This window comes from Paenibacillus sp. Root444D2, assembly GCF_001426375.1.
Taxonomy (GTDB): Bacteria; Bacillota; Bacilli; order Paenibacillales; family NBRC-103111; genus Paenibacillus_E.
In genome coordinates, this window is sequence record NZ_LMEO01000008.1 from 87,754 (window position 1) to 110,015 (window position 22,262).

Here is a 22,262-nt window from a genome sequence, read left to right on the forward strand (position 1 = left end):
AAAGCACCCTCTCAGGTGCTTTTTGTGCTTATGCTAGTAAAGTACTTCTTAACGCTTCCTAAACTACCTTGCAAAAAGGCTTATGATGTGAAATACGGGGGTACTTTTAACCACCCTTTTCTCATTAATACATCTTTTAACGTTATCGCGTATGTAAACTTCTTCATCTGAAATTTGGCGAACATTGCCGCAACATCCGGCCGTACTGCCTCTGTCATGCCCCGGCAAGCATAATTTATACCCAGTACAATATTGAAGCTGAGAAGACTCGCTATTTCCTCATCAGAAAGTTTGGATCCCTCCGGAATATTTCGAAAATCGCCAACCGGTTTATTCGGCGACGCCTCGGGCATCGGGACACCTTCTGCTTTTAAAAACTCAGTTAACTCTGCAAATATGGGACCATGAACATCGTTAATGACTTCTTTCAACTTCTCCTGTAGTTCAAGGTCCTCTACAATATTATAAGATACCTGTTCGCCGCGCATGGTTTGTTCCGTTGCGGTCAAATAAAACCATAGATTCATGACTTCTCCGACGTTTAAAGGCGGCTTTTTACCATCGAGAAACGGCTTAATCGCATCATTGAGTACTTCCATGATATTCATGTTCGCAGCTCCTTTTTGCTAGTTAGAGTACCCATCTGCCTAATTTTTATTTCATGCTTTTAATTGAAATATTTCTCGACCATTTTTTCAGCAGTGCGAGTGGCGAGAGCTTGCGTTGTAAGCGTTGGATTTGCCCCGCCCAATGCGTTAAAATGCACACTATTATCAGCTATAAATAACCGCTTGACCTGATAGGATTCACAGTTGTCATCAACGACAAACCCCATCCTCATTGTGCTCTCCATATGTATCATCAGGGAAGCCGGCCAATCCGTCCGGAGCACCTTCTTGGCTCCTGCTTTCCGCAAAATGTCCACTGCGATTTTAACCAATTCGTTGCGGTTCCTACTCCCTCGTTGTCCGCCAACGTAGCTCACCTTCGGGACAGGTCCATGTTCATCCTTATTGGCCAAATCAACCGTAACCCTGTTTCGATAATCCACCTCATCATCGGCAAATATGACTATGCTTAACGTTCTTCGATAGTTTTCCATCCACTGCTGCAGCTCAAGCCCTACAACTCGACCTCGCGCATACCACGGCATACTGGTGAAAGGCGACTGCAAGGAGCTGTATCCTGATTGACTTACTCCATAGCTCATGGAGGCGGTTAATCCTGGGCTCATCCCTGTAACCAAAATGGACCCAAGTCCAGGATAGTCCAGCCTCCCCCCAGATGTATGGCCTACAAAGGGATTGATATCCGGGCTTCCCAGAATGGCAATCAGATCTCTTTCATCGAACATTCCTGTGACCCAGTCAAAATAATGATTAACCAATCCCCGTCCTACCCATGGATTACTGGGTAAACCAGAATTTAGCCAAAGCCGGGGAGTTTCAATCGTTCCGGCAGCCATGACCACGACTCCAGCTCTGATCTCTTCTATCTCCCCTGTCCATGTATCCCTTATACGTACACCTAACGCGCGCAACCCTTCCGTCAGATGAGTCTCCGTCAAAATTTGGGTCACAAAGGCATTGGGCCTTATGGTTACACGGCCTGTCTTTAAGGCTAGCGGGACATAGCTAACGTTGGTTGAACGCTTTGCAATTTTATCCACAGAGGGCCCGTGCGGGCATCCGTTGATACAATGACCAGCAAGCGTACAGCCTTGCATCCAAGACAACTGTTCAACGGAATAGTCTGGATTGGTAAGGTTCTTATTCGGAGGCAGAATAGCGTTGGGCTGCGGGCGATAGCCAGGAACTGTCACATCCAATGTAGGAATCAGCTGCCAACCGGCCTTTTTTGCACCGTAAAAAAACAGCTCCTCTTTGGAAGTCATAGGCGCAAACTCAACCGGCAGCGTCGCTTCGACCTTTTCATAATAAGGAATAAGCGCGCGATAAGAAATCGGCCAAACACGGTCAACCGTCACTGGAAAAGCGCGCGGAGAATTGGCAAGATAGGATTGCGTCGTCCCTCCTACACCGGAATTTTGCCAAATAAACCCCCGCCTCGTTACATTCCGAAACCACGGAGAGCGATTCCTATCAGCAGGCCCCCATCGAAGTCTGCCTGTAATCAAGTCATTCATCTCTCCCTCATCCTTGTTGTATTGCTCCTTAAACAGAAATATATTCAAGTCGTCCGACTTGGAGCTGCTTTGGGCTCCTTGGTTCTTATTCGGGTCAGGCCACTGTGAATTCCCATACCAGGGACCTGCCTCCAATACCAAGACCTGAAGACCTTTTTCCCCAAGCTCTTTGGCGATTACAGCCCCACCGCCACCCGAGCCAATCACAATAACATCCGGATCAGTCACTCGGATATTCCCCCTTTGCATGAGGATATTTCAACAAAAATCCTCGAAAATCACGGTATCCGAATGCTGGCCCGGGATAATCGGCCAGACGCCAGCCCGGAGGAAAAAACTCAACCTGGCGGTAGTCTGGAGGAAAAAGACGGGTTGTTCCATACCCGTACCATTCTGAATAGTAACCGAACATCGTTAACTGAGATAACGAATCTATCATGGTTTGAATCATTCCGGGGTTGTTTTGGTAAGGAGGAGGGACCAAGTGGAGAGGGATCTCAAGCTGATCCAATAAAGCCAATGTTTGCAGCCTATCTTCGCGAGACAGAGTAGAAAACGGTCCACCTCCGTGGAAAAACCAAGGGTTTAACGGAAGCTGAGCTAGCCCTCTTCGAATTAATTGCTCAGCCCCCCTATCAAGTAATTGAGCAGTTGACCTTGAAAGAGGCATCTGAATTGGATGCTCGTCATTTACAGGAACAAATTGCGAATGATCGAGCTCGTTCATCACGAATTCATCCACACAGAGCTGAACCGCCCCGGCTGCAGGTACCGTTCCTACCACCTCTACTTGTCGTAGTGTAGGCGGAATTATAGTATCCACCACTGCTTGAAAAGTCGCCCTGACGTATATATCCCCTGTGCCTTTGCTTCCATTGGAACGCGACACTGAACTCACCACCCCATTTAATCGAGCCGCTTCGTATACTTCTACATATATTTGAATCTGTGCTCACTATGTCAAAATAATGGACAATAGGTGTACGCAGAGGGAAATATTGGTGCTTAATACAATAAAAGAGCCTGCCAACGATCACGTGGCAAAGCTCTATCTTGCGGCTTAAGGCATCTCTCCATTACTGCCCCTATCGGTCTCTAACAGTCGAACCCCTGTCTGAATTACCCCATGGATACTCCGTCACCAAATAGTCGGCGAACTTCTTGCTTTCCTCTCGTCGGTGTTTTCTCATTTCCGCCGCGATTTTCCTCTCACCACTTCTTAAATCTTCTCTGATCACTTTCACAAAAACCTCTATGTGACGAAGGACTCTAAGGAAACAGAATCCGTTGGCATCGAGTTTCTCTTATAATTTCTTTTCCAACATATCCACACAACTTTCTTACAAAATGTAGTCATTCGGACATTTTTCCCCGATCATGATTCCGCTATGCTTATTAAAAAAACACTACCCAATTCATATGAATGGATAGTGTCTTATTGATTTAATATGGAGGTATGTTCCCTCCGCTTTCACTTAGGTATTAACAGATTTTCCACCTACAGAGGGAAGTCTGCTATCTCTTTTCTTTAAAGTCCCTATCACAATACCAACCGTGGTAAGAAGAAAGGCCACAACGTGAATCCAACCAATTTTTTCATCCAAAAAAATAATTCCCCCAACCATACTGGCAAAAGGCAGCCCGTTTAGAAACATCGCTGTTTTATTGGCACCTAGAAATTTTATACCATGATTCCACCCTAGTGTACCCAGTGAAGACGCTCCCCAAGCTGACATCAACATAACGGCCCAAGCGATGGCTGGCAAATGAATCTGAGCATACGACGAAGGCCCAAAGAAAGTCACCGTACCCAGATTTAACATGACTCCCCCAATTAGCGTGGAATAGGTAGTGACAACTAAAGTTGGCATGGAGGTTGTCGACAACTTCTTGATGAACAATGCACCAACAACATAAGCCAACATGGATAGAAGCATGATGACATCTCCCCATCCAGATAAACCAACCGAACTATCTGCTGATTTGGAGGTCACCACCAAAACGACCCCTGAGAATCCAAACAGAATGCCGAGGCCTAATCTCATACTGAATTTTTCACCAATGAAAATGGATGCAAGCAGAGCGGTAGTTAGCGGATTTAATCCTAGGATCAGCGATGCATTTGTAGCTGTAGTCGTTACAACCCCATAAGCTAGAAATAACTGATGAAAGAAAATCGATGTTAGCCCAATAAGAAAAAGAAGCCCCCACTGTTTTGCATTGGGTTTATAGAATCCATACTTTTTAAGTACAAACGGAAGCAGCACAATTCCAGCGAGCGGTATCCTAATTGCGGCTACTAACATGGGCGAGATAAACTGTGTAAGGTATTTTACCATTACAATATTTAACCCCCATGAGATGACCACCAAAGCTAGGATGAAATAAATGGTTTTCTCTGACTTTACCAAGTTGATGTACGCCTGCCTCTCTATCGATTATTGATTAATACTATCTTATTACACCACAAAAAGACACCTAAGACGGTGTCTTCTAGTACCTATCATCTTTCTACACTCTTTGCTTCCATTTTAATAGATCATATAGTACCTATACTTGTTCCTATTAGGCCGAGCTGCTTTTTTGATTTACATATCTGTGCATAGACGAGCTAAATGGTACATATTTATGAAAGAGAATTCCCTGGAAGGAGGCGAATTACTACATATGGAACATCTTTTACCACTACAAATAGAATTTATTCTACAGTTTGGTATCGTCTTTTTTTGGACAATTGCTTATATATGGATCATTTATAAAGGGTTCCGGGATCGAACCTGCGGAATGCCAATTGCCGCTCTGTGTGCAAATATTACTTGGGAATTTCTATTTTCCCTCGTCATGCCTTTCCACCCACTCCAGCAAATCGTAACTTTACTATGGCTTTTATTAGACTGTATCATCCTGTTTCAATTTTTCTATTATTCAAAAAGCCTATCTCCTAAATGGCCTATAAAACCTATAGTCCTCTCCCTACTTTTCATTGCTCTACTGCTTCACTACGGAATGGCTATCGAATTTCATGACCCTGAGGGCAAATATTCCGCATTTGGAATCAATCTAATGATGTCTATCCTATTTATAAAAATGCTGCTGAAACAAGATTTACACGGCCAATCCATCTACATCGCCTACTCTAAAATGGTCGGTACCCTTTGCGCATCTATTTGGTGCTATTCCCTAAACCCGCATTCCATCTTATTAAATATAATATACATTCTGATATTTATTCTAGACGTCGTTTACATCCTGTTGGTGTATAGCAAGTCTGTTAAGATCATTCATAGATCCACTATAACTCACCGTTCCTTCTATTAAGGGGCTATAATCTTCATTAATTTCTCGTTGTTCTCAAATTGATCGGCAGCATTACGAGCCTTAATGAGAAAATAATAAGTTTTCCCGGATATATATGTTGAATCCCTATTCTCGGTTCAAGTAAGGTTTACCGAACGGAGGTGTCATCGTATTAATCCATGACCCCCTTCCTTTTTGTAAACAAGTTATTTACTTAGTGATAATACTCCAATTACATATGTACCCTACAATTGAGATATCTTATTGTGGCGGAGGCATCGAAAATATGACAGCAAAAATAATTCTTGTGCTTGCCTGTATGTTATCCCTATCTGCGTTAGGTGTCAAAGCATCAGAGAATCATATTGTCCGTCCGTACTCACCAGAACTTTATAGCTCTACCGAACAATTTGAATATGAATTTGAGTGGCAAAACGGTAAAATCATAGCCAATCCTTAATGAGAAAACATAAGCTTCCCACCTAGAGTAGAATTAACTAACATATGCTTTTGCCGCGAGTTTATAAAAAGCACCCTCACGGGTGCTTTTTCATTTTGCTTTTAAGTGTCGGTTTCCCCTCTTAACATAATCCAGAATCTCCCAACCATATTTCCATCATCTTCGATAAACTCTGATTCAAAGGCGCCACCCTGCTTGAGAATTATCTTCTCAGACCCTATGTTGCCTTTATCGCAAACCACTAATACTTTATCCAAGCCCATCTCTTTCGCTATTTGTAATGTCTGATGTAGCAAGGCACTCGCATACCCTTTTCGTCTAAAGGAGGGCCGTATGCCATAACCAATATGACCACCGCAATTTAGCAGCTTTTGGTTTAAACGGTGACGAATGTTTACAGCCCCCACTAGAAAGTTCTCTTCATTTAATAACCAGTAGGTTGAATGGGGCACCCAATTAGAAGTGACTAATTTCTCTTCGCTGTCTTCCGAATAGAGAAATTCTAGCATTGCATGGAAATCGCTAGGATCTTTCTCAACAACCCAAGGCACGATATCTTCACCACTGCTGACCCAGTCTTGGTAGAACGATAAATACTGATCACGGAATTCCATAGAAGGTTTAATTAGACGTACTTTGTTCATTCAATTCAACTCCTGACTGTTAAACTAAATTTCGCCCCAGCCCTTTGCTTCCATTTTCATTTACAAAAATCACCTAAAGATAACGATTCTGCCTGAATATTTCATCCTAACTAAATCACCGTTTCATCATTACCTTGCTGCTGATTAACCCCTTCTAAGGAGGGTTTAAGTGGGGCTTGTTCCGGTATTGGCGGTTTTACATAATGAGTGGAATAGTGTCGTTCAACTTGGTAATCACCTGTTTTGGAGAAACGCAGCTGACTTTTCGCCCCTTTTCCCCAGGACATATAGAGTCTATAAGATTCCTTAAGGTTTAATTCCCTTGCCGTTTTCCGGAATTCTTTCATGATGAAGCTGAGTTGACCCAAATTCCCGTTAAGGACCCTCTCTAGGTAGGGAACCCTTCGGAATCGCCATTCCTCTACAAGCTTTGGAGAGATCTTCTCTATCTTCAAGAACAAATCCAGTGGGCTCGCATACCCTTTTTCCCAGATCAATTGATGTACCGTATGACGAACCTTTTTTTGTAATTCTTGTCTATTCAAACAAACTACGTCCTTTCACGGTCAAAAGCGATATTATTTTTGTGCTTTTCGCTCAATTCAATGTAATCCAATTCATAAACTTTTCCGCATGAACCGATCCATTGGCTTTGATTAGTTGACGAAATGATTTGAGCCCCGTTCATGCTTTCATTTTCTCAAATTTGTCTCTTCTTGCCTACTATTGCTTTCTCAAATTAACAATAAAGAAGCCTTCCGGCGGGATACAGCAAATCGAATTGCCCAAAGAAAACACCCTCTCGGGTGCTTCTTCATTATCCGAAACTACCGCCACACAGGCAGCGCTTCGCAATGGGTGTATTCATAGTTTCGATGTCATCCGAGCAGCGCCCCGTACGACCTAAAGATACATTCCGCAATAATCCAAACCTTTTTCGAACCCTAAAGGATGTTTGTCTATACCATGCTAAAGTCATTGAATATATTGTAATTATTTTATCTTATTTAAGGGTTTTCTAAAAAACGGTTGGGGGTATCCGCTACAGTATCATCATTCCAACCTTTAATAGAACCCAGCAGCTTTTGCTCACGCTCGTTTCATTTGAAACACAAACTCATCCGAAGCATCAATTCAATGACTCATCGTTAAATTTATTCGCGCTAGTACTTCATTACTCGATTTCCCGGTGTATGCATGATTATGAGTGAGGTTGGTGATAGGTTTTGATCTATACAGCTCTTGGAGATTCTATTACATTTGGGGAAAATGCCTCCTCTTTGGTAAAGGCCTATCCCCAATTAACCATATCTACTTTAAATTCACGCTCCCGTAAGGTAACTGGGTATGTTTTGGCTCGACCTGGTTGGAGCAGTTACGATTTGTTGGATGCGGTGATATGGCAAGGTGCCTCAATGATTAGACAATCTGCTGTTGTTTCTATATGGATCGGAGGTGTTGATTTAGCCAACGCGGCACTGTTTTCATTTAGAAACCAGCAACCATTAAATGCAAAACAAATTGCAACCAACTATAAGCGAAATGTAAGTGCTATTCTATCGCAAATAAAAAATGGCAGCCATGCCCGAATTATTTGCTGCACGCAGTACAATCCATTTCCAAACAGTCCTCTTGCGGTTGAGTCGATAGCCCGATTAAATCATTTAACGAACGAACTCGCCCAAAATTACGATGCAACTATCGTTCCCGTTCATACGTGGTTTGAAGGAAAACAATCAGATCTGATTTATGGTTATCAAAAAGGAAAGATTGAAGATGCGTTAAGCGGATCTTTGCCCATCCATCCAAATGATCGGGGGCATCAAGTAATTGCAATGGGATTGGCCCCATATCTATTCTCTCGCAAGTAGCCACGCATGTTGAAAATGAAAAAAGCACCCTCTCGGGTGCTTTTTTCATCGTTAAACCTTTTCCCTCATCACTGCTGTGCCAAACCAACATTCAAGAAAGCTTTCGTCCGATCAAACTTCGGATTTGTAAAAAGCTGCTGCGGATGGCCGGATTCAACGATTTCTCCTTTATCCATAAAAATGACCCGATTCGCTACTTCTCTGGCGAAGCCCATTTCATGGGTCACAACGATCATCGTCATGTGTTCCTCTGCGAGGTTCTTCATCACCTGCATCACCTCTCCTGTCAACTCAGGGTCGAGGGCGGAAGTAGGTTCATCGAACAACAAGATTTCGGGGTTCATCATTAATGCTCGGGCAATCGCGACCCTCTGCTTCTGGCCCCCTGAAAGCTTAGCCGGATAATCCAATGCCCGCTCGGAGAGCCCAACCTTTTCCAACAATTCCAAGCTTCGTTTTCGAAATCCGGTCATCGACTCGCCTTTAACAATCCGCGGAGCGAGCTCCAAGTTTTCTCTCACTGTAAGATGAGGAAACAAATTAAAATGTTGGAACACCATCCCCATCTTGGGGGTGATCCGTTTGATTTCAGAGGGCTTGGCATAGATTCCATCTTTGACCAAAACCTCTCCTGCTATGTGAATCGTGCCGCTATTAATCTGCTCAAGATGAATAAGACTTCGGAGCATCGTACTTTTGCCGGAACCCGAAGGACCAATGACTGCAACAACATCTTTCTTTTCCACTTGAAACGTCATTTGCTTCAACACGTTCAACTCGCCATATGACTTACTGAGGTTAGCTACTTCAATGATTGCCACACGCGCCATCCCTTTTATTCAAATTTAAATCTTCGCTCCAGCCATTTAAAAAACACAGTTAGCAGAAGTGTCATGACCAAATAAATAATGCCCGCGATAAAGAAAGGCATGATGGAGAAGTCACGATTGACCGCCGTCTGGGCAAAATGAAGCAACTCCGGAACTGCAACAGCATAAAGCAGCGCCGTATCTTTAATCAGTGTAATCGACTCATTGGATACTGCAGGCAAGACGACTCGAAACATTTGAGGCAGGATGATTCGCAGCATGGTCTGCCACTTGCTAAAGCCTAGCACCTGCGAAGCCTCATATTGGCCTTTATCAATCGCTAGCAAACCGCCCCTAAAAATTTCGGCAAAATAAGCCGCATAGTTCAGAATAAAACCTAAACAGGCAGCGGTAAATCGGTCCAGCACCAGATATTGTCCGATCCCCGGCAGCATGGGAAGCCCGAAACATATCACGAGCAATTGCAGCAAGAGCGGCGTTCCGCGCATGATATAAATATACGTATTAGCGAGCCCCGCAATCGATCGGTTATTGCTTTTCACCGCCAATGTAAGGACAAAACCCAAAGGGATGGACACCACAATGGCAATTAAAAACAAAAGGATCGTCATTTGGGCCCCTTCCAGCATAGGGATGACCATCGAAGTGAAATAATCAGCTGACATCAAAAAATACCCCCAAAAACAAAAACGGAATTTCCCAAAAGAAATCCGATTTTGCCTTATCTTCTTCGATTACGTTACTTCAATACTTTATCTTCACCAAACCACTTTTGAGAAATTTTAGCAGCCGTGCCGTCTTGGTTCATCTCGTCAAGCGCTTTTTGCAGCTTTTGAAGCAGTGGCTCGTTGCCTTTCTTCACGCCAATCCCGTATTCTTCAGGAGCTAGCGATTCACCAAGCAGCTTGAAGCTTCCCTTTTCTTTGGACATGTAGTACTTAATGACAACTTCGTCAATGATCACCGCATCAATGCGGCCAATCTTCAAATCGTTTAGCGCTAGAACATTATCGGCATACTCCGTAACGGTCTTGACTTTGGATTTTAACGGACTCCCGTTCAATGCGTCTGCTGCTGAAGAGAGGGATTGAAGCCCTACAACTTTACCAGACAGATCATCCAGCTTGGCGAAATTGGATTTAGCCAGCGTGACAGCCACCTGCGCATTTTTCAAATAAGGTTTGGTAAAAAGAACTTTGCCTTTACGCTCGTCCGTAATCGTATATCCGTTCCAAATGAGATCAATCCTGCCGCTGTTCAGCTCTGATTCTTTGGTTGTCCAGTCAATCGGTTGAAAAACTGCCGTTGTACCCATTTTTTCAACAGCTGCTTTCGCATAATCGATATCAAAGCCGACGATTTCATTCTTCTCATCTCGGAAACCCATCGGCGCAAATTTGTCATCAATGCCGACCACTACCTTTTTCGCGTCACCTGTGTTACCTTTTGAACTCGAACATCCTGTAACCAGCGAAAGTGCCGCCGTAATTACTAATGCCATCGTTGCCAATCGTTTCATAAACTCCAACTCCACCTTTAACATTTGTATCAAAGACTTTAGCACGTTACCACTTTATCAAGAACTACATGATATCATATATGCTCAGAAAATGTCGATACAGTTATTGGCAGATGTTCTTCTGCACCTCAGTCCGCGCGGACTGAGCCCTCGAGGGGTCTCCTCACTAATCCTAACCTTCGCAAAAAAAAGACACCCCAGAGGGTGTCTTTTTTACTTGTATGGAGGTGAGGGGAGTATTGAAATGTCCATTTAACTTGCTCCGAAGCAACTCACCGACGACAACCCTAGCGGTACATTTCAATGCCGTGCTCCCTCCGCTCACGCTCCAGTCCGCGCGGACTGAACCCTCGAGGGGTTCTCCTCCCGAATCTCGTGCAATGAAAAAAGCACCCTCTCGGGTGCTTCTTCATTGTATGGAGGTGAGGGGAGTCGAACCCCTGTCCGAAAATATCGCCACACAGGCATCTACGGGTGTAGTCACAGTTTTGATGTCACCCGAGCAGCGCCCCGTAACCGGCTATGCGTTGGGTCAGCCTGATTGTCTTCCTACGTCCGACCCCAGGCGGAGACCAAACGTCGTATCCCACTATAGTTGAGCCCCTATCCCAGTCACATGGGCGATGCTGAGGAGGAGCACGCTAACAGGTTATTAAGCTGCTAAAGCGTAGTTGTTTTGTGTTTTGCCATTTAATAGGCTTTAGCGTTTTATAGTGGACGCGGCCCCACTACCCGCAACCCGTGCCCAAACTATCCCCGTCGAATCCAAGAACACCCCCGGATTGCCTTCGTTGCCGTCAGAGACGGTGAAGGTAAAAGAAAAGCAGGATAATCATTTGAGCCAAATTGCTTTCAAATCTTTGCTGCTAAATTAGTATAACACATGACGATGAAAAATGAACGACTAGGTTCATGGAAGTTGAGGTGTTGCCTTCCAGTATCGGCTGGCCGCCTATCTGGCAATCTTCTGCTTCTCACGCAGAGCACGTTGAATGTCTCGCTGTGCATCCTTTTTCGCTGCGGATTCACGCTTGTCGAACTGCTTTTTCCCTTTGCCTATGCCGACCAAAAGTTTGGCGTAACCATTCCGGATATACACCTTTAGTGGAACGAGAGTATAACCTTCTTGTTTTGCCTGACCTAACATCTTGGCGATCTGGGCCTTTTTTAAGAGCAGCTTCCGCGTCCGTGTTGGATCATCTGGATTGCTTCGGTTGCCTTGATCGAAAGGACTAATATGCATGTTGTGTACAAATGCTTCGCCATTGCGAATAGTCGAAAAGCTATCGCCTATGTTTGCTTTACCTGCCCGTAAGGATTTGATCTCCGTGCCGGTCAGGACAAGACCGCATTCATACGTTTCTTCAATAAAATAGTCGTGTGAAGCCTTTTTGTTCTGGGCGAGCAATTTGCCATCTGCCTTTTTCGTTGCCACATGAGATCCTCCTCCCGCACGTTCAATGCAGGTAAATACTGCTACAATGTGCATCCTATTGTAGCAAGATCAAGGCGGAAAAGCAAGAAGCGGCGTTATCTCCGCCGCTTCTTGCTGCCATCGCCGTCGTCACTCCGACGACGACCACCCTTGGCGAGCGCGTTCACGCCGCTCGCCCAATCACTGCCGCCTGTGCTGCGCTCAGCAGCAGGCGAACCGCCACCCGCTTGGGCTTCGCCCCCAAGCGCAATCCCACCGCGGCCGCGCTTGCTTTCGCCGCGGGCAACACCGCTCTCTGTCCGCCCCGCGCCGACAGATTCAAGCCTTGCGCTCAAGCTGCCGCCTTCGCTCAGCTTAGGACCGCCCGCTTTGCCGCGGCCAGATCCACCTTTGCCGCGCTTCTCGCTCCACGGCGTGCTCCCTGCCTTACCGCGCCGGGTTTTGCCTTGTCCTGCTCCGCCCTCTGCATGTCCTGCTCCACCCTCTGCACGTCCTGCTCCGCCTTCTACGCGCCCAGAACCTTCACCGCGCCCTTGCCCTGCTCCGCCTTCAGCACGCGCTGCGGCTTCTATTCTACGAGCTGCGCCACCTGCAGCACGTCCCGCTCCGCGCCCTTGACCTTCAGCTCTTTCCTTGCCTTGACCTACTCTTTCAGCTCTTTCCTTACCTTCAACCGAACCTCCGGCTCTTTCCTTGCGCTCTCCGCCTGCAGCACCAGCTCCCTGAGCTTTCGCATAGCCGCCTTTGCCTTTAGCGGCAAATCCGCCCTTACCTTTTTCAGGTCTGCCTTTATCGGATCCCCCGCGGAAACCTTTAAAACCAGCTGCACCCTTAAATGGAGGTTTTCCACCGCGGTTTGAACTTCCTCCGCCGCGACTAAACCCGCCCTCTTTGCGAGGTTTCATATCGAGCAGTTCAAAATCAATCGTATGCTCATCCATATTGACACGAGCAACACGAATCTTGATCTCATCGCCGATTCGATAGATCTTAGACGTACGCTCACCTATGAGAGCAAACTGTCTCTCATGGAAATTGTAGTAATCGTCGGTCAAATCGCTAAGGCGAATCAAGCCTTCCACCGTATTGTCGAGCTCCACGAACATACCGAAACCGGTAACACTGGAGATAATACCTTCGAATTCCTCGCCGACTTTATCCAGCATGTATTGAGCTTTCTTCAGCGCTTCCGTTTCACGTTCAGCATCAACGGCAACTCGCTCACGTTCTGAGGATTGCTGCGCAATATCACTCATCCGCGAAGACAAATATTCATGACGCTTATCGGATAATGTACCGCTGCTTTCCAGCACTTCGCGAATCACCCGATGAATAATTAAATCGGGATAACGGCGAATCGGAGATGTAAAGTGAGAATAAAATTCTGCCGCCAAACCAAAGTGCCCCAAACTCTGCGCATCATAGCGAGCTTGCTTCATGGAGCGAAGCATAATTTTACTAAGAACCGTTTCTTCCGGAGTCCCTTTAATCTCTTCCAAAAGCGCCTGCAAAGCCCGTGGATGTACCGAATTCCCTTTACCTTTAACCGAGTACCCGAAGTTCGTCACAAACTCCATGAAATTCATCAACTTTTCAGCATCCGGGTCTTCATGGACACGGTAAAGGAAAGGTACTTTCAACCATGAAAAATGCTCAGCAACCGTTTCATTGGCGGCTAACATAAACTCTTCGATCATCATTTCTGCGACGGAACGCTCTCTTTTCACAATATCCGTAGGCTTGCCTTCGGCATCGACGATAATTTTAGACTCCTCAAAATCAAAATCTATCGCCCCGCGCTTCATCCGTCTGGAACGCAGCCTTGCAGCAAGCTCTTCCATTCGTTTAAAATCTTCCATCAAGTAATCATATTTCTCGACAATCTCCGGCTCCGCTTCACCAGTCAGAAGCTTACGCACATTCGTATACGTCATGCGTTCGCTAGTTTTAATAACACTCGTGAAAATTTCGTGGTTCACCAGTTTTAAATCCTCATCGAACTCCATCTCACAAGACATCGTTAAACGGTCTACACGAGGGTTTAACGAACATATTCCGTTAGACAATCTATGAGGCAGCATCGGAATAACGCGATCAGTCAAATACACGGAGCAGCCGCGATTATAAGCTTCAATATCAAGCGCAGTACCTTCCCGCACATAATAGCTCACATCGGCAATGTGCACGCCCAAACGAAGATTCCCATTTTCCAGAAGCTCCACATTTACCGCGTCATCCAAGTCCTTCGCATCTTCACCATCAATCGTTACAATACGCTTGGAACGAAGATCGCGGCGTCCTTGATCAATAATTTCTGCTTCCGTAATGGAATCCGGTGCGTCATCTGCCTCAGCCAACACGCCCTCTTGGAAAGCCTCTGGCAGTTGGTGTTTGCGTACGATTGCTAAAATATCAACACCAGGATCATCTTTGTGGCCAAGAATCTCGATAACTTCCCCTTCAGCCGCAGAACGTCCCTCTGGATAGTTAACAATCTTGACGACGACTTTTTGCCCCGTAACAGCTCCCATGAAGGCATGCTGAGGAATGAAAATATCCCGAGACACACGCTTATCATCCGCAATCACGAACCCAAACGTCTCCTGACTCTGAAAAACGCCAACAATTTGCGTATTCGCACGCGTAATAACTCGCACGACTTCCCCTTCGAGCCGGCCTCCGCCTTGACTCCTTGCAGTTATCTTCACGAAAACAATGTCGCCATTCATCGCGGTGTTTAGGTCATGTGCATTAATGTATACGTCCGGGTGGTCCCGATCATCTGGAATTAAGAAACCGAAGCCTTTGGCATGAGCTTGCAGCTTGCCTCTCACCAAATTCATTCGTTCAGGAACGCCGTAGCGGTCATTTCCGCCTCTGACAATGTGACCACTTTCCTCTAATTGATTTAACAATTTAATAAAATCCTTAAACTCGTTCGCACTTTCAATCCCAAAATGCTTTTCAAGCTCCTTATAGGACATAGGCTTATAAGCCTCTTCTTGCATCAAACTTATGATTTCTTTATCTGTGATCATACTCTCTTCACCTTCTTGTTGTTGTTGAGCCTAGCTTTCTAATTCGCCGTACTTGCTTCCTTTACTCCATAGTATGCCACTTTCAGAGAAAGGATAAACGCAGTAATATCGGCATAGATAAGCTCTCTCTCTTGATCCAGCAGCATTCCGTGGGATGACTCTGGATAATAACGAAGTTCTTTCACTTGGGAACTAATGCGCTTATGTAAAAACGCTGCGCTTTCCTGATGGACCACGCCATCCTTGCTCCCTTGACCGATCCATATCGGTGCTTCGACTTGAGACAGCAAGTTTTTCACTTGTTTTAACAGCTTTCGCAGGCTTACTACGCATCGAATCGGCGTTTTGGTATATGCACATGACTCATCTAATAACGTGGAGATTTGTTTGGGCTTCTTGGCTACATATTTGATAAAATATTGCAGCAGTACGGCCAGCGCCGACTTCCTTGATGTCAAAAAAATAGGCGTAGCCAGCGAAATAACGCCAGCCGCATGACGTTCCACAGCCAGCTTCAAGGCGAGCAGTCCGCCCATGGAATGTCCCATAACAATAACGCTTTTGCATTTAGCTGCAAGCTCGTCATAACTCTCCAGCACATGCCCATACCAATCCGTCCATCCGGTTCGTATCATTTCTTCGGGTGAGGTGCCGTGTCCTGGAAGCTTTACAGCTTGGATGGTGTAGCCTTCATCTCTGAGCACATATCCAATCCTTCTAAACTCCGAGGGCGACCCCGTGAATCCATGGATCATCAATATGCCTGTCTCTTGATTATCTCCACTTCCCGACCAAAAGAATGGTTCTGTCGACTTGTAAATTCTGCTCTCGATGGTAACCAGCTCCTACTCCTAACACCCGTTTAAAATGAAAAAACAGCAGGAGTATATTTCCCCTGCTGTTATCGTTTTATGTGTGTTAAGCCTTCACTACGTATGCTACGACAATGGAAAGAATGAAAAATGCAGCAGCAAGCCCCATAGTAAAACGGGACAAAAATAGATCCAAACCGCGTGCTTTTTGCTTACCAAATAAGTGTTCTGCACCACCGGAAATGGCACCGGACAAACCTGCGCTTTTACCTTTTTGTAAAAGTACAATCGCAATTAATCCAACCGAAGCTATGATTAACAAAATTTTCATAAAGATTACCATGTTATTAGCACCCCAATTGCCTGTTCTTTGCCTTATACAACTAGCATGAGTATTTTAACACAGTTCGTCCTAGAATACAACAAAGAGGCACCCTAGTGATTCCCCTTCTAGTCACGGTAGGACGGTGTTGGTGATTGTCGGCTAGAGCTCCTAGCACGTTTGTTACGTCCTAGAAAAGCTTGCACGGCTTGTTTCGCACACAACAAAGCAAATAGTGTGAAGCCGACGGCCCATACTATAGCCGGAATACCGGTATGCAGTGCCAGATTCGTGGCATCACCCGCTTGCCGGGCATTGCCCCATGCATAGATGATCAGAGAGAATGGGCCAAACACAGATTCTTCCAAGCATAAGAAAGCGAGCAATAAGTAATAGAAATCACTTAACCATTTGGGCGTAAGCGCCAAGATAATGATCGTCAGAGCAATGAAGCCAACTAAGAACGTGATTCCAAAACCATTTCGCACGAACAATATTAACGAAAGACCAGATAGGAGAATCATAACCTGCAGACCTAATCGCTGCTTGCCCCTCGAATAAGCTGAGAACAGGAACCACGCAAAGAGCGAGGCGGTTATATAGCCTGCTAAAGCTACCGGGATGATTGCCCATTGCTTCGTAATTGATGAATAAGTAACCCCGCTATGATCCTGATAGAGCTCAATGTACATCACTTTTCCCGATAGGGCCAAAGTGACTACTGCATGCCCAAACTCATGAACCATCGTGTCGATGTTGCGAAAAAAAGAAGAAGGGATCCAGTGCGTGAGCAACGCGGAACCTATCAGAAATAAAATAGTTTTCACCCAATTGCTCATACAGCAGACCCCCAAGGTATTTAATTATTTACTACGATTTATATTATTTAAAGTTTCTCAAGTTGTAGAATGCTTTTTTACCAGCGTATTGAGCTACAGTGAACAACTCGTCTTCGATACGAAGAAGTTGGTTGTATTTCGCTACACGGTCCGTACGGGACGGAGCACCTGTTTTGATTTGACCAGCGTTTGTAGCAACAGCGATATCAGCGATTGTGCTGTCTTCGCTCTCACCGGAACGGTGGGAGATAACCGCTGTGTAACCAGCGCGTTTTGCCATTTCGATCGCATCAAAAGTCTCAGTAAGTGTACCGATTTGGTTAACTTTAACCAAGATGGAGTTACCGATGTTTTGCTCGATACCAGTGGAAAGGCGCTCAGTGTTCGTAACGAACAGATCGTCACCAACCAGTTGTACTTTGCTGCCCAATTTCTCAGTAAGCAATTTCCAACCTTCCCAATCGTCTTCGGAACAACCATCTTCAACTGTGATGATTGGATATTTATCAACCCATGCAGCAAGGAAGTCAACCCACTCAGCGGATGTGAAGGATTTGCCTTCGCCTTCAAGGTGGTATTTACCATCTTTGAAGAACTCAGTGGAAGCTACGTCCATACCCAAGAATACATCAACACCTGGTTTGTAGCCAGCTTTTTCAATGGCTGTAAGGATGGTAGTGATTGCTTCTTCGTTGGAAGTGAAGTTAGGAGCGAACCCGCCTTCGTCGCCAACAGCTGTGTTAAGGCCTTTTTCTTTCAATACGGATTTCAAGCTATGGAAAATCTCAGCGCCAATGCGAAGAGCTTCTTTGAATGTAGGCGCGCCTACCGGCAGAACCATGAACTCTTGAACGTCAACGTTGTTATCGGCATGTGCCCCACCGTTGATGATGTTCATCATAGGAACTGGAAGCGTCTTAGCGTTGAATCCGCCAAGGTATACGTAAAGTGGAACATCCAAAGCGTCAGCAGCTGCGCGAGCTACTGCCATGGAAACAGCTAGGATCGCGTTAGCGCCTAATTTTGCTTTGTTAGGAGTACCGTCAAGCTCGATCATTTTGTGGTCGATGCCAACTTGATCAAGCGCATCTAGACCGATGATTTCAGGAGCGATGATTTCGTTCACGTTCTCAACGGCTTTCAGAACGCCTTTACCAAGGTAACGGCCTTTGTCACCATCACGAAGCTCAACAGCCTCGTATGCGCCTGTGGAAGCGCCTGAAGGTACGATAGCGCGGCCGAATGCGCCGGACTCTAGATATACTTCTACCTCTACTGTCGGGTTACCGCGGGAATCCAATACTTCGCGTGCATAAACATCAGAAATAATCGTCATTGTTAGAAAACACTCCTTTAATATTATGGTTTAATTAGCGCTTTATGATGGTTGTCCCGGTCATTTGTTCCGGTTGTGTAACCTCTAAGAAGTCTAGCATCGTTGGGGCAATATCTGCCAAAATTCCGCCGTCTCTTAGTGTAACAGATTTGTCCGTAACAATAAAAGGCACAGGATTCGTTGTATGTGCTGTATTGCGTGATCCATCTGCGTTCGTAACAACATCCGCATTCCCGTGATCGGCTGTAATGCACACCACGCCGCCTTTGGCGAGGATTGCTTCTACTACTTGACCTAGACAAGTATCTGTTGCTTCGATTGCTTTCACTGTTGGCTCCAACAAACCGGAGTGACCTACCATGTCAGGGTTAGCGAAGTTGAGAATGATCACGTCATGACGCTCATCTTCGACTTCCTTAACTACTGCAGCTGCCAACTCATATGCACTCATTTCTGGTTGCAAATCGTACGTAGCTACTTTCGGCGAAGGAATAAGAAGACGCGTTTCGCCAGGCAATTCAGCATCACGCCCGCCGCTGAAGAAGAACGTCACATGCGGATATTTCTCAGTTTCCGCTGCGCGAAGCTGCTTCAGACCATTCTGAGCCAGTACTTCTCCGAGGGTATTGTCCAGATCCTTAGGCTTGTAGGCAACGAAGCCCTCAACGGATTCACTGAACAGTGTCAGACATACGTAGTACAGGTTCTTAGCTGCTTTAGGACCACGGTCAAAACCGCGGAAATCTTCATTCGTGAAGACTTGCGATAGCTGGATCGCACGGTCAGGGCGGAAGTTGAAGAAGATAACCGCATCCCCTGATTCTACAAGACCTACCGGCTTGCCGTCCTCACCAACGATAACCGTTGGCATAACGAACTCGTCGAAGATCGATTTCTCATAGGATTCAACAATAGCTTTCATTGGATCTGTGTAAGCAGGGCCCTCGCCATAAACCATGGCGCGGTAGGATTTCTCCGTCCGCTCCCAACGTTTATCGCGATCCATCGCATAATAGCGGCCTTGAACGGTCGCAATATGCCCTACGCCGACTTCCATGATTTTGTGCTGCAGGCTGGCCATATAACTCTTTGCAGAATCGGGAGCCACGTCGCGGCCATCTAAGAAAGCATGGATGTACACATCATCAAATTGTTCTTTTTTAGCCAAGTCCAGCAAAGCGAACAAATGCTGAATGTGACTATGTACGCCGCCATCGGAGAGCAGTCCGTAAAGGTGCAGCTTCTTTCCGTTCTCTTTTGCATGATGAAATGCGCCTAGAATCGTTTCATTATCGTAAAATTCACCATCACGAATCGATTTGGAAATCCGCGTCAGATCCTGATAAACGATACGGCCTGCGCCGATGTTTAGGTGTCCCACTTCAGAATTCCCCATCTGGCCTTCCGGCAAACCTACGGCCTCACCGCTAGCGGTAAGGGTTGTATGTGGATAACTCGACCAGTAACGGTCGTAGTTAGGCTTTTTGGCATGAGCAACCGCATTCCCCTGCTCTTCTGAGCGGAGTCCGAAGCCATCGAGAATGATGAGTGCTACCGGTTTCGGTCTGGACATGTTACTTCGCCCCCTGGACAAGCTGGATGTAGGAAGCTGACTCTAAGCTCGCTCCGCCTACAAGTGCGCCGTCAATGTCAGGCTGTGCCATATACTCAGCAATGTTGTTCGGCTTCACGCTGCCGCCGTATTGAATGCGAACCGCATCAGCTACGGACGCGCCGTATAGACCGCTCACAAGCTGACGAATGTAGCCGATAACATCTTGTGCATCTGCAGCAGTGGAAGATTTACCTGTTCCAATAGCCCAGATTGGCTCATAAGCGATAACAACTTGCGCTGCTTGCTCTGCGCTAAGACCAGCAAAAGCTGCTTCTGTTTGCACTTTACAAACATCTTTCGTTTGACCCGCTTCGCGCTCTTCCAACTTCTCACCTACGCAAAGGATTGGAGTTAAGCCGTGTTTGAAAGCCGCTACGACTTTCTTGTTCACGATTTCATCTGTCTCAGCGAAATAAGCTCTACGCTCGGAGTGACCGATAATGACATACTCTACGCCTAGATCTTTCAGCATAACGCCGCTGATTTCACCTGTGAACGCGCCATTGTCTTCAAAATGCAGATTTTGTGCGCCTACATGAACATCGGTACCTTTTGCAGCTTCAACTAGAGCTGGCAGATTCGTGAACGGAGAGCAAATTACGCTTTCTACGCCTTCAACTGTGCTGCCTTTTACTTCGTTCACGAAGCTAATAGCTTCGGAAACGGTTTTGAACATTTTCCAGTTACCCGCGATAATCGGTTTTCTACTCATTGGATAGGCTCTCCTTAAAGTTATTCGCCAGAATAACTGGCATCGTAAGCATTCACTGTGTGAAAATCATTATTTATCGTTCAAGGCTACTACGCCTGGCAATGCTTTACCTTCCATAAACTCCAAGGAAGCTCCGCCGCCTGTGGACATATGGTTCATTTGTTCAGCCAAGTGGAATTTCTCTGTTGCTGCAGCGGAATCGCCACCACCGATAACCGTGTAACCCTCAGTAGTTGCACAAGCTTGCGCTACGGCACGTGTACCATGGGAGAAAGGCTCGATTTCGAAAACGCCCATCGGTCCGTTCCAAACAACCAGTTTGGATTTCGCGATAACGTCAGCGTATAGTTCACGTGTTTTCGGTCCGATATCAATACCTTCCCAATCAGCAGGAATGCCGTCAACGTCAACGATTTGTGTGTTCGCATCTGCGCCGAATTTATCAGCAACAACGATATCAACTGGAATCAAGAAGTTAACGCCTTTTTCTTTCGCTTTTTCAATAAAGCTAAGCGCTAGGTCGAGTTTCTCGTTATCCACGAGAGATTTACCGATTTCGTGACCTTGTGCTTTCAGGAATGTATAAGTCAGACCTCCGCCAATAAGGACGTTATCTGCAATGTTCAGGAGGTTGTTAATGACAGCGATTTTGTCTTTCACTTTGGATCCGCCAACGATGGCTGTGAAAGGACGCTCTGGGTTGTTCAATGCTTTACCTAGCACATCAAGTTCTTTCTCCATCAATAAGCCGGAAACCGCTGGAATGAAGTGTGCGATTCCTTCTGTCGAAGCATGCGCACGGTGAGCTGCACCAAATGCATCATTGACGAACAGGTCTGCAAGCTCGGCAAAAGCTTTTGCCAATTCAGGATCATTCTTCTCTTCGCCTTCATTGAAACGAACGTTTTCAAGCAAGAGAACGTCACCATTTTCAAGAGCATCCACTTGCGCTTTCACGATTTCGCCAACCGATACATCCGCTTTAATCACGGATTGACCAAGCAATTCAGCCAATTTTGCAGCCACAGGTGTTAAACGTAATTCTTCAACGACTTGACCATTTGGACGTCCGAAGTGACTTGCAAGAATGACTTTCGCACCTTTTTCGACTAAAAATTTAATCGTAGGTAGTGTTTCTCTGATCCGTGTATCGTCAGTGATCTGACCATTTTCTACAGGTACGTTGAAATCAACGCGAACAAATACTCTTTTACCAGCTACTTCAACATCGCGAACACTTTTCTTACTCATAGGTCAAAGCCTCCTGAACATAATATAGGGATCTTTGAGTAGAGCTCAAAGTCTCTCCTTTTTAGGGATCTTTGAGCGGAGCTCAAAGTCTCTCCTTGTAGGGTATACTTCCTGTCAACCTTTTCTAGGGGTAAA

At 45.8% G+C, this 22,262-nt stretch carries 21 protein-coding genes and 1 other RNA gene; 3 read left to right on the forward strand and 19 right to left on the reverse strand.

Going from position 1 to position 22,262, the window contains the following annotated elements; all coding sequences use genetic code 11:
- Window positions 1-80 precede the first annotated feature (80 nt).
- The 4 genes from ASD40_RS06940 to ASD40_RS06955 all read right to left on the reverse strand — a co-directional run bounded on the left by ASD40_RS06940 (window position 81) and on the right by ASD40_RS06955 (window position 4,557).
- Window positions 81-608, reverse strand: coding sequence for a DUF3231 family protein (locus ASD40_RS06940; protein WP_057302601.1), 528 nt, complete (start codon window positions 606-608; stop codon window positions 81-83).
- Window positions 609-667: 59 nt separating this feature from the next.
- Window positions 668-2,374 (reverse strand): GMC family oxidoreductase N-terminal domain-containing protein, encoded by a 1,707-nt coding sequence (locus tag ASD40_RS06945; RefSeq protein WP_057302602.1) that lies wholly within the window; start codon window positions 2,372-2,374, stop codon window positions 668-670.
- On the reverse strand, window positions 2,367-3,035 hold the full coding sequence (locus ASD40_RS06950; protein ID WP_057302603.1) for a gluconate 2-dehydrogenase subunit 3 family protein: 669 nt from the start codon (window positions 3,033-3,035) through the stop codon (window positions 2,367-2,369). The genes ASD40_RS06945 and ASD40_RS06950 overlap by 8 nt, the downstream gene beginning before the upstream one ends.
- A 586-nt stretch (window positions 3,036-3,621) precedes the next feature.
- Entirely contained in the window at window positions 3,622-4,557 is a 936-nt protein-coding gene (locus ASD40_RS06955) for a DMT family transporter (RefSeq protein WP_057302604.1), read from the reverse strand.
- A 256-nt stretch (window positions 4,558-4,813) separates the two neighbouring features.
- Here ASD40_RS06955 and ASD40_RS39355 point away from each other — a divergent pair, with 256 nt between their 5' ends.
- Both ASD40_RS39355 and ASD40_RS37080 read left to right on the forward strand, forming a co-directional pair.
- Window positions 4,814-5,464, forward strand: coding sequence for a transmembrane-type terpene cyclase (locus ASD40_RS39355; RefSeq protein WP_057302605.1), 651 nt, complete (start codon window positions 4,814-4,816; stop codon window positions 5,462-5,464).
- Window positions 5,465-5,729: 265 nt separating this feature from the next.
- Window positions 5,730-5,903, forward strand: a complete 174-nt coding sequence (locus tag ASD40_RS37080) for a hypothetical protein (protein WP_156389915.1) — start codon at window positions 5,730-5,732, stop codon at window positions 5,901-5,903.
- A gap of 101 nt (window positions 5,904-6,004) precedes the next feature.
- On the opposite strand, the gene ASD40_RS06965 is transcribed toward ASD40_RS37080, so the two are convergent.
- Entirely contained in the window at window positions 6,005-6,547 is a 543-nt protein-coding gene (locus ASD40_RS06965; RefSeq protein WP_057302606.1) for a GNAT family N-acetyltransferase, read from the reverse strand.
- 110 nt (window positions 6,548-6,657) lie between these two features.
- Window positions 6,658-7,092 (reverse strand): hypothetical protein, encoded by a 435-nt coding sequence (locus ASD40_RS06970; RefSeq protein ID WP_057302607.1) that lies wholly within the window; start codon window positions 7,090-7,092, stop codon window positions 6,658-6,660.
- A 681-nt stretch (window positions 7,093-7,773) separates the two neighbouring features.
- Between ASD40_RS06970 and ASD40_RS06975 the strand changes: the two genes are divergently transcribed.
- Window positions 7,774-8,418, forward strand: a complete 645-nt coding sequence (locus tag ASD40_RS06975; protein WP_057302608.1) for an SGNH/GDSL hydrolase family protein — start codon at window positions 7,774-7,776, stop codon at window positions 8,416-8,418.
- A 68-nt stretch (window positions 8,419-8,486) separates the two neighbouring features.
- Here the strand turns inward: ASD40_RS06975 and ASD40_RS06980 are convergent, their stop codons facing one another.
- The 13 genes from ASD40_RS06980 to ASD40_RS07035 form a co-directional block, all read right to left on the reverse strand.
- Window positions 8,487-9,239, reverse strand: a complete 753-nt coding sequence (locus tag ASD40_RS06980; protein ID WP_057302648.1) for an amino acid ABC transporter ATP-binding protein — start codon at window positions 9,237-9,239, stop codon at window positions 8,487-8,489.
- A gap of 14 nt (window positions 9,240-9,253) precedes the next feature.
- The gene (locus ASD40_RS06985; protein ID WP_057302609.1) at window positions 9,254-9,913 is read right to left on the reverse strand and encodes an amino acid ABC transporter permease; all 660 of its coding nucleotides are present in this window, start codon (window positions 9,911-9,913) and stop codon (window positions 9,254-9,256) included.
- A 74-nt stretch (window positions 9,914-9,987) separates the two neighbouring features.
- Window positions 9,988-10,767 carry an amino acid ABC transporter substrate-binding protein gene (locus tag ASD40_RS06990; protein ID WP_057302610.1) on the reverse strand — a complete coding sequence of 260 codons (780 nt, stop codon included), beginning with the start codon at window positions 10,765-10,767 and terminating at the stop codon, window positions 9,988-9,990.
- 414 nt (window positions 10,768-11,181) lie between these two features.
- Window positions 11,182-11,546: a transfer-messenger RNA gene (gene ssrA, locus ASD40_RS36050) on the reverse strand.
- Window positions 11,547-11,719: 173 nt separating this feature from the next.
- On the reverse strand, window positions 11,720-12,202 hold the full coding sequence (smpB, locus tag ASD40_RS06995) for an SsrA-binding protein SmpB (RefSeq protein ID WP_029196006.1): 483 nt from the start codon (window positions 12,200-12,202) through the stop codon (window positions 11,720-11,722).
- A 95-nt stretch (window positions 12,203-12,297) separates the two neighbouring features.
- Window positions 12,298-15,240 carry a ribonuclease R gene (gene rnr / locus ASD40_RS07000; RefSeq protein ID WP_082562109.1) on the reverse strand — a complete coding sequence of 981 codons (2,943 nt, stop codon included), beginning with the start codon at window positions 15,238-15,240 and terminating at the stop codon, window positions 12,298-12,300.
- A gap of 38 nt (window positions 15,241-15,278) precedes the next feature.
- Window positions 15,279-16,082 (reverse strand): alpha/beta hydrolase, encoded by an 804-nt coding sequence (locus ASD40_RS07005; RefSeq protein ID WP_327205279.1) that lies wholly within the window; start codon window positions 16,080-16,082, stop codon window positions 15,279-15,281.
- A 76-nt stretch (window positions 16,083-16,158) separates the two neighbouring features.
- Window positions 16,159-16,395, reverse strand: a complete 237-nt coding sequence (gene secG / locus ASD40_RS07010) for a preprotein translocase subunit SecG (RefSeq protein ID WP_057302612.1) — start codon at window positions 16,393-16,395, stop codon at window positions 16,159-16,161.
- Between the two features lie 107 nt (window positions 16,396-16,502).
- A complete protein-coding gene (locus ASD40_RS07015; protein ID WP_057302613.1) occupies window positions 16,503-17,213 on the reverse strand; it encodes a M50 family metallopeptidase in 711 nt (236 codons plus the stop codon).
- Window positions 17,214-17,256: 43 nt separating this feature from the next.
- A complete protein-coding gene (gene eno, locus ASD40_RS07020; RefSeq protein ID WP_047678993.1) occupies window positions 17,257-18,549 on the reverse strand; it encodes a phosphopyruvate hydratase in 1,293 nt (430 codons plus the stop codon).
- A 34-nt stretch (window positions 18,550-18,583) separates the two neighbouring features.
- Window positions 18,584-20,122 carry a 2,3-bisphosphoglycerate-independent phosphoglycerate mutase gene (gene gpmI / locus ASD40_RS07025; RefSeq protein WP_057302614.1) on the reverse strand — a complete coding sequence of 513 codons (1,539 nt, stop codon included), beginning with the start codon at window positions 20,120-20,122 and terminating at the stop codon, window positions 18,584-18,586.
- Between the two features lies 1 nt (window position 20,123).
- Window positions 20,124-20,876: a triose-phosphate isomerase gene (gene tpiA / locus ASD40_RS07030; RefSeq protein WP_057302615.1), complete on the reverse strand. Its 753-nt coding sequence runs from the start codon at window positions 20,874-20,876 to the stop codon at window positions 20,124-20,126.
- Window positions 20,877-20,945: 69 nt separating this feature from the next.
- Window positions 20,946-22,127 carry a phosphoglycerate kinase gene (locus ASD40_RS07035; RefSeq protein WP_057302616.1) on the reverse strand — a complete coding sequence of 394 codons (1,182 nt, stop codon included), beginning with the start codon at window positions 22,125-22,127 and terminating at the stop codon, window positions 20,946-20,948.
- Between the last annotated feature and the right edge of the window lie 135 nt (window positions 22,128-22,262).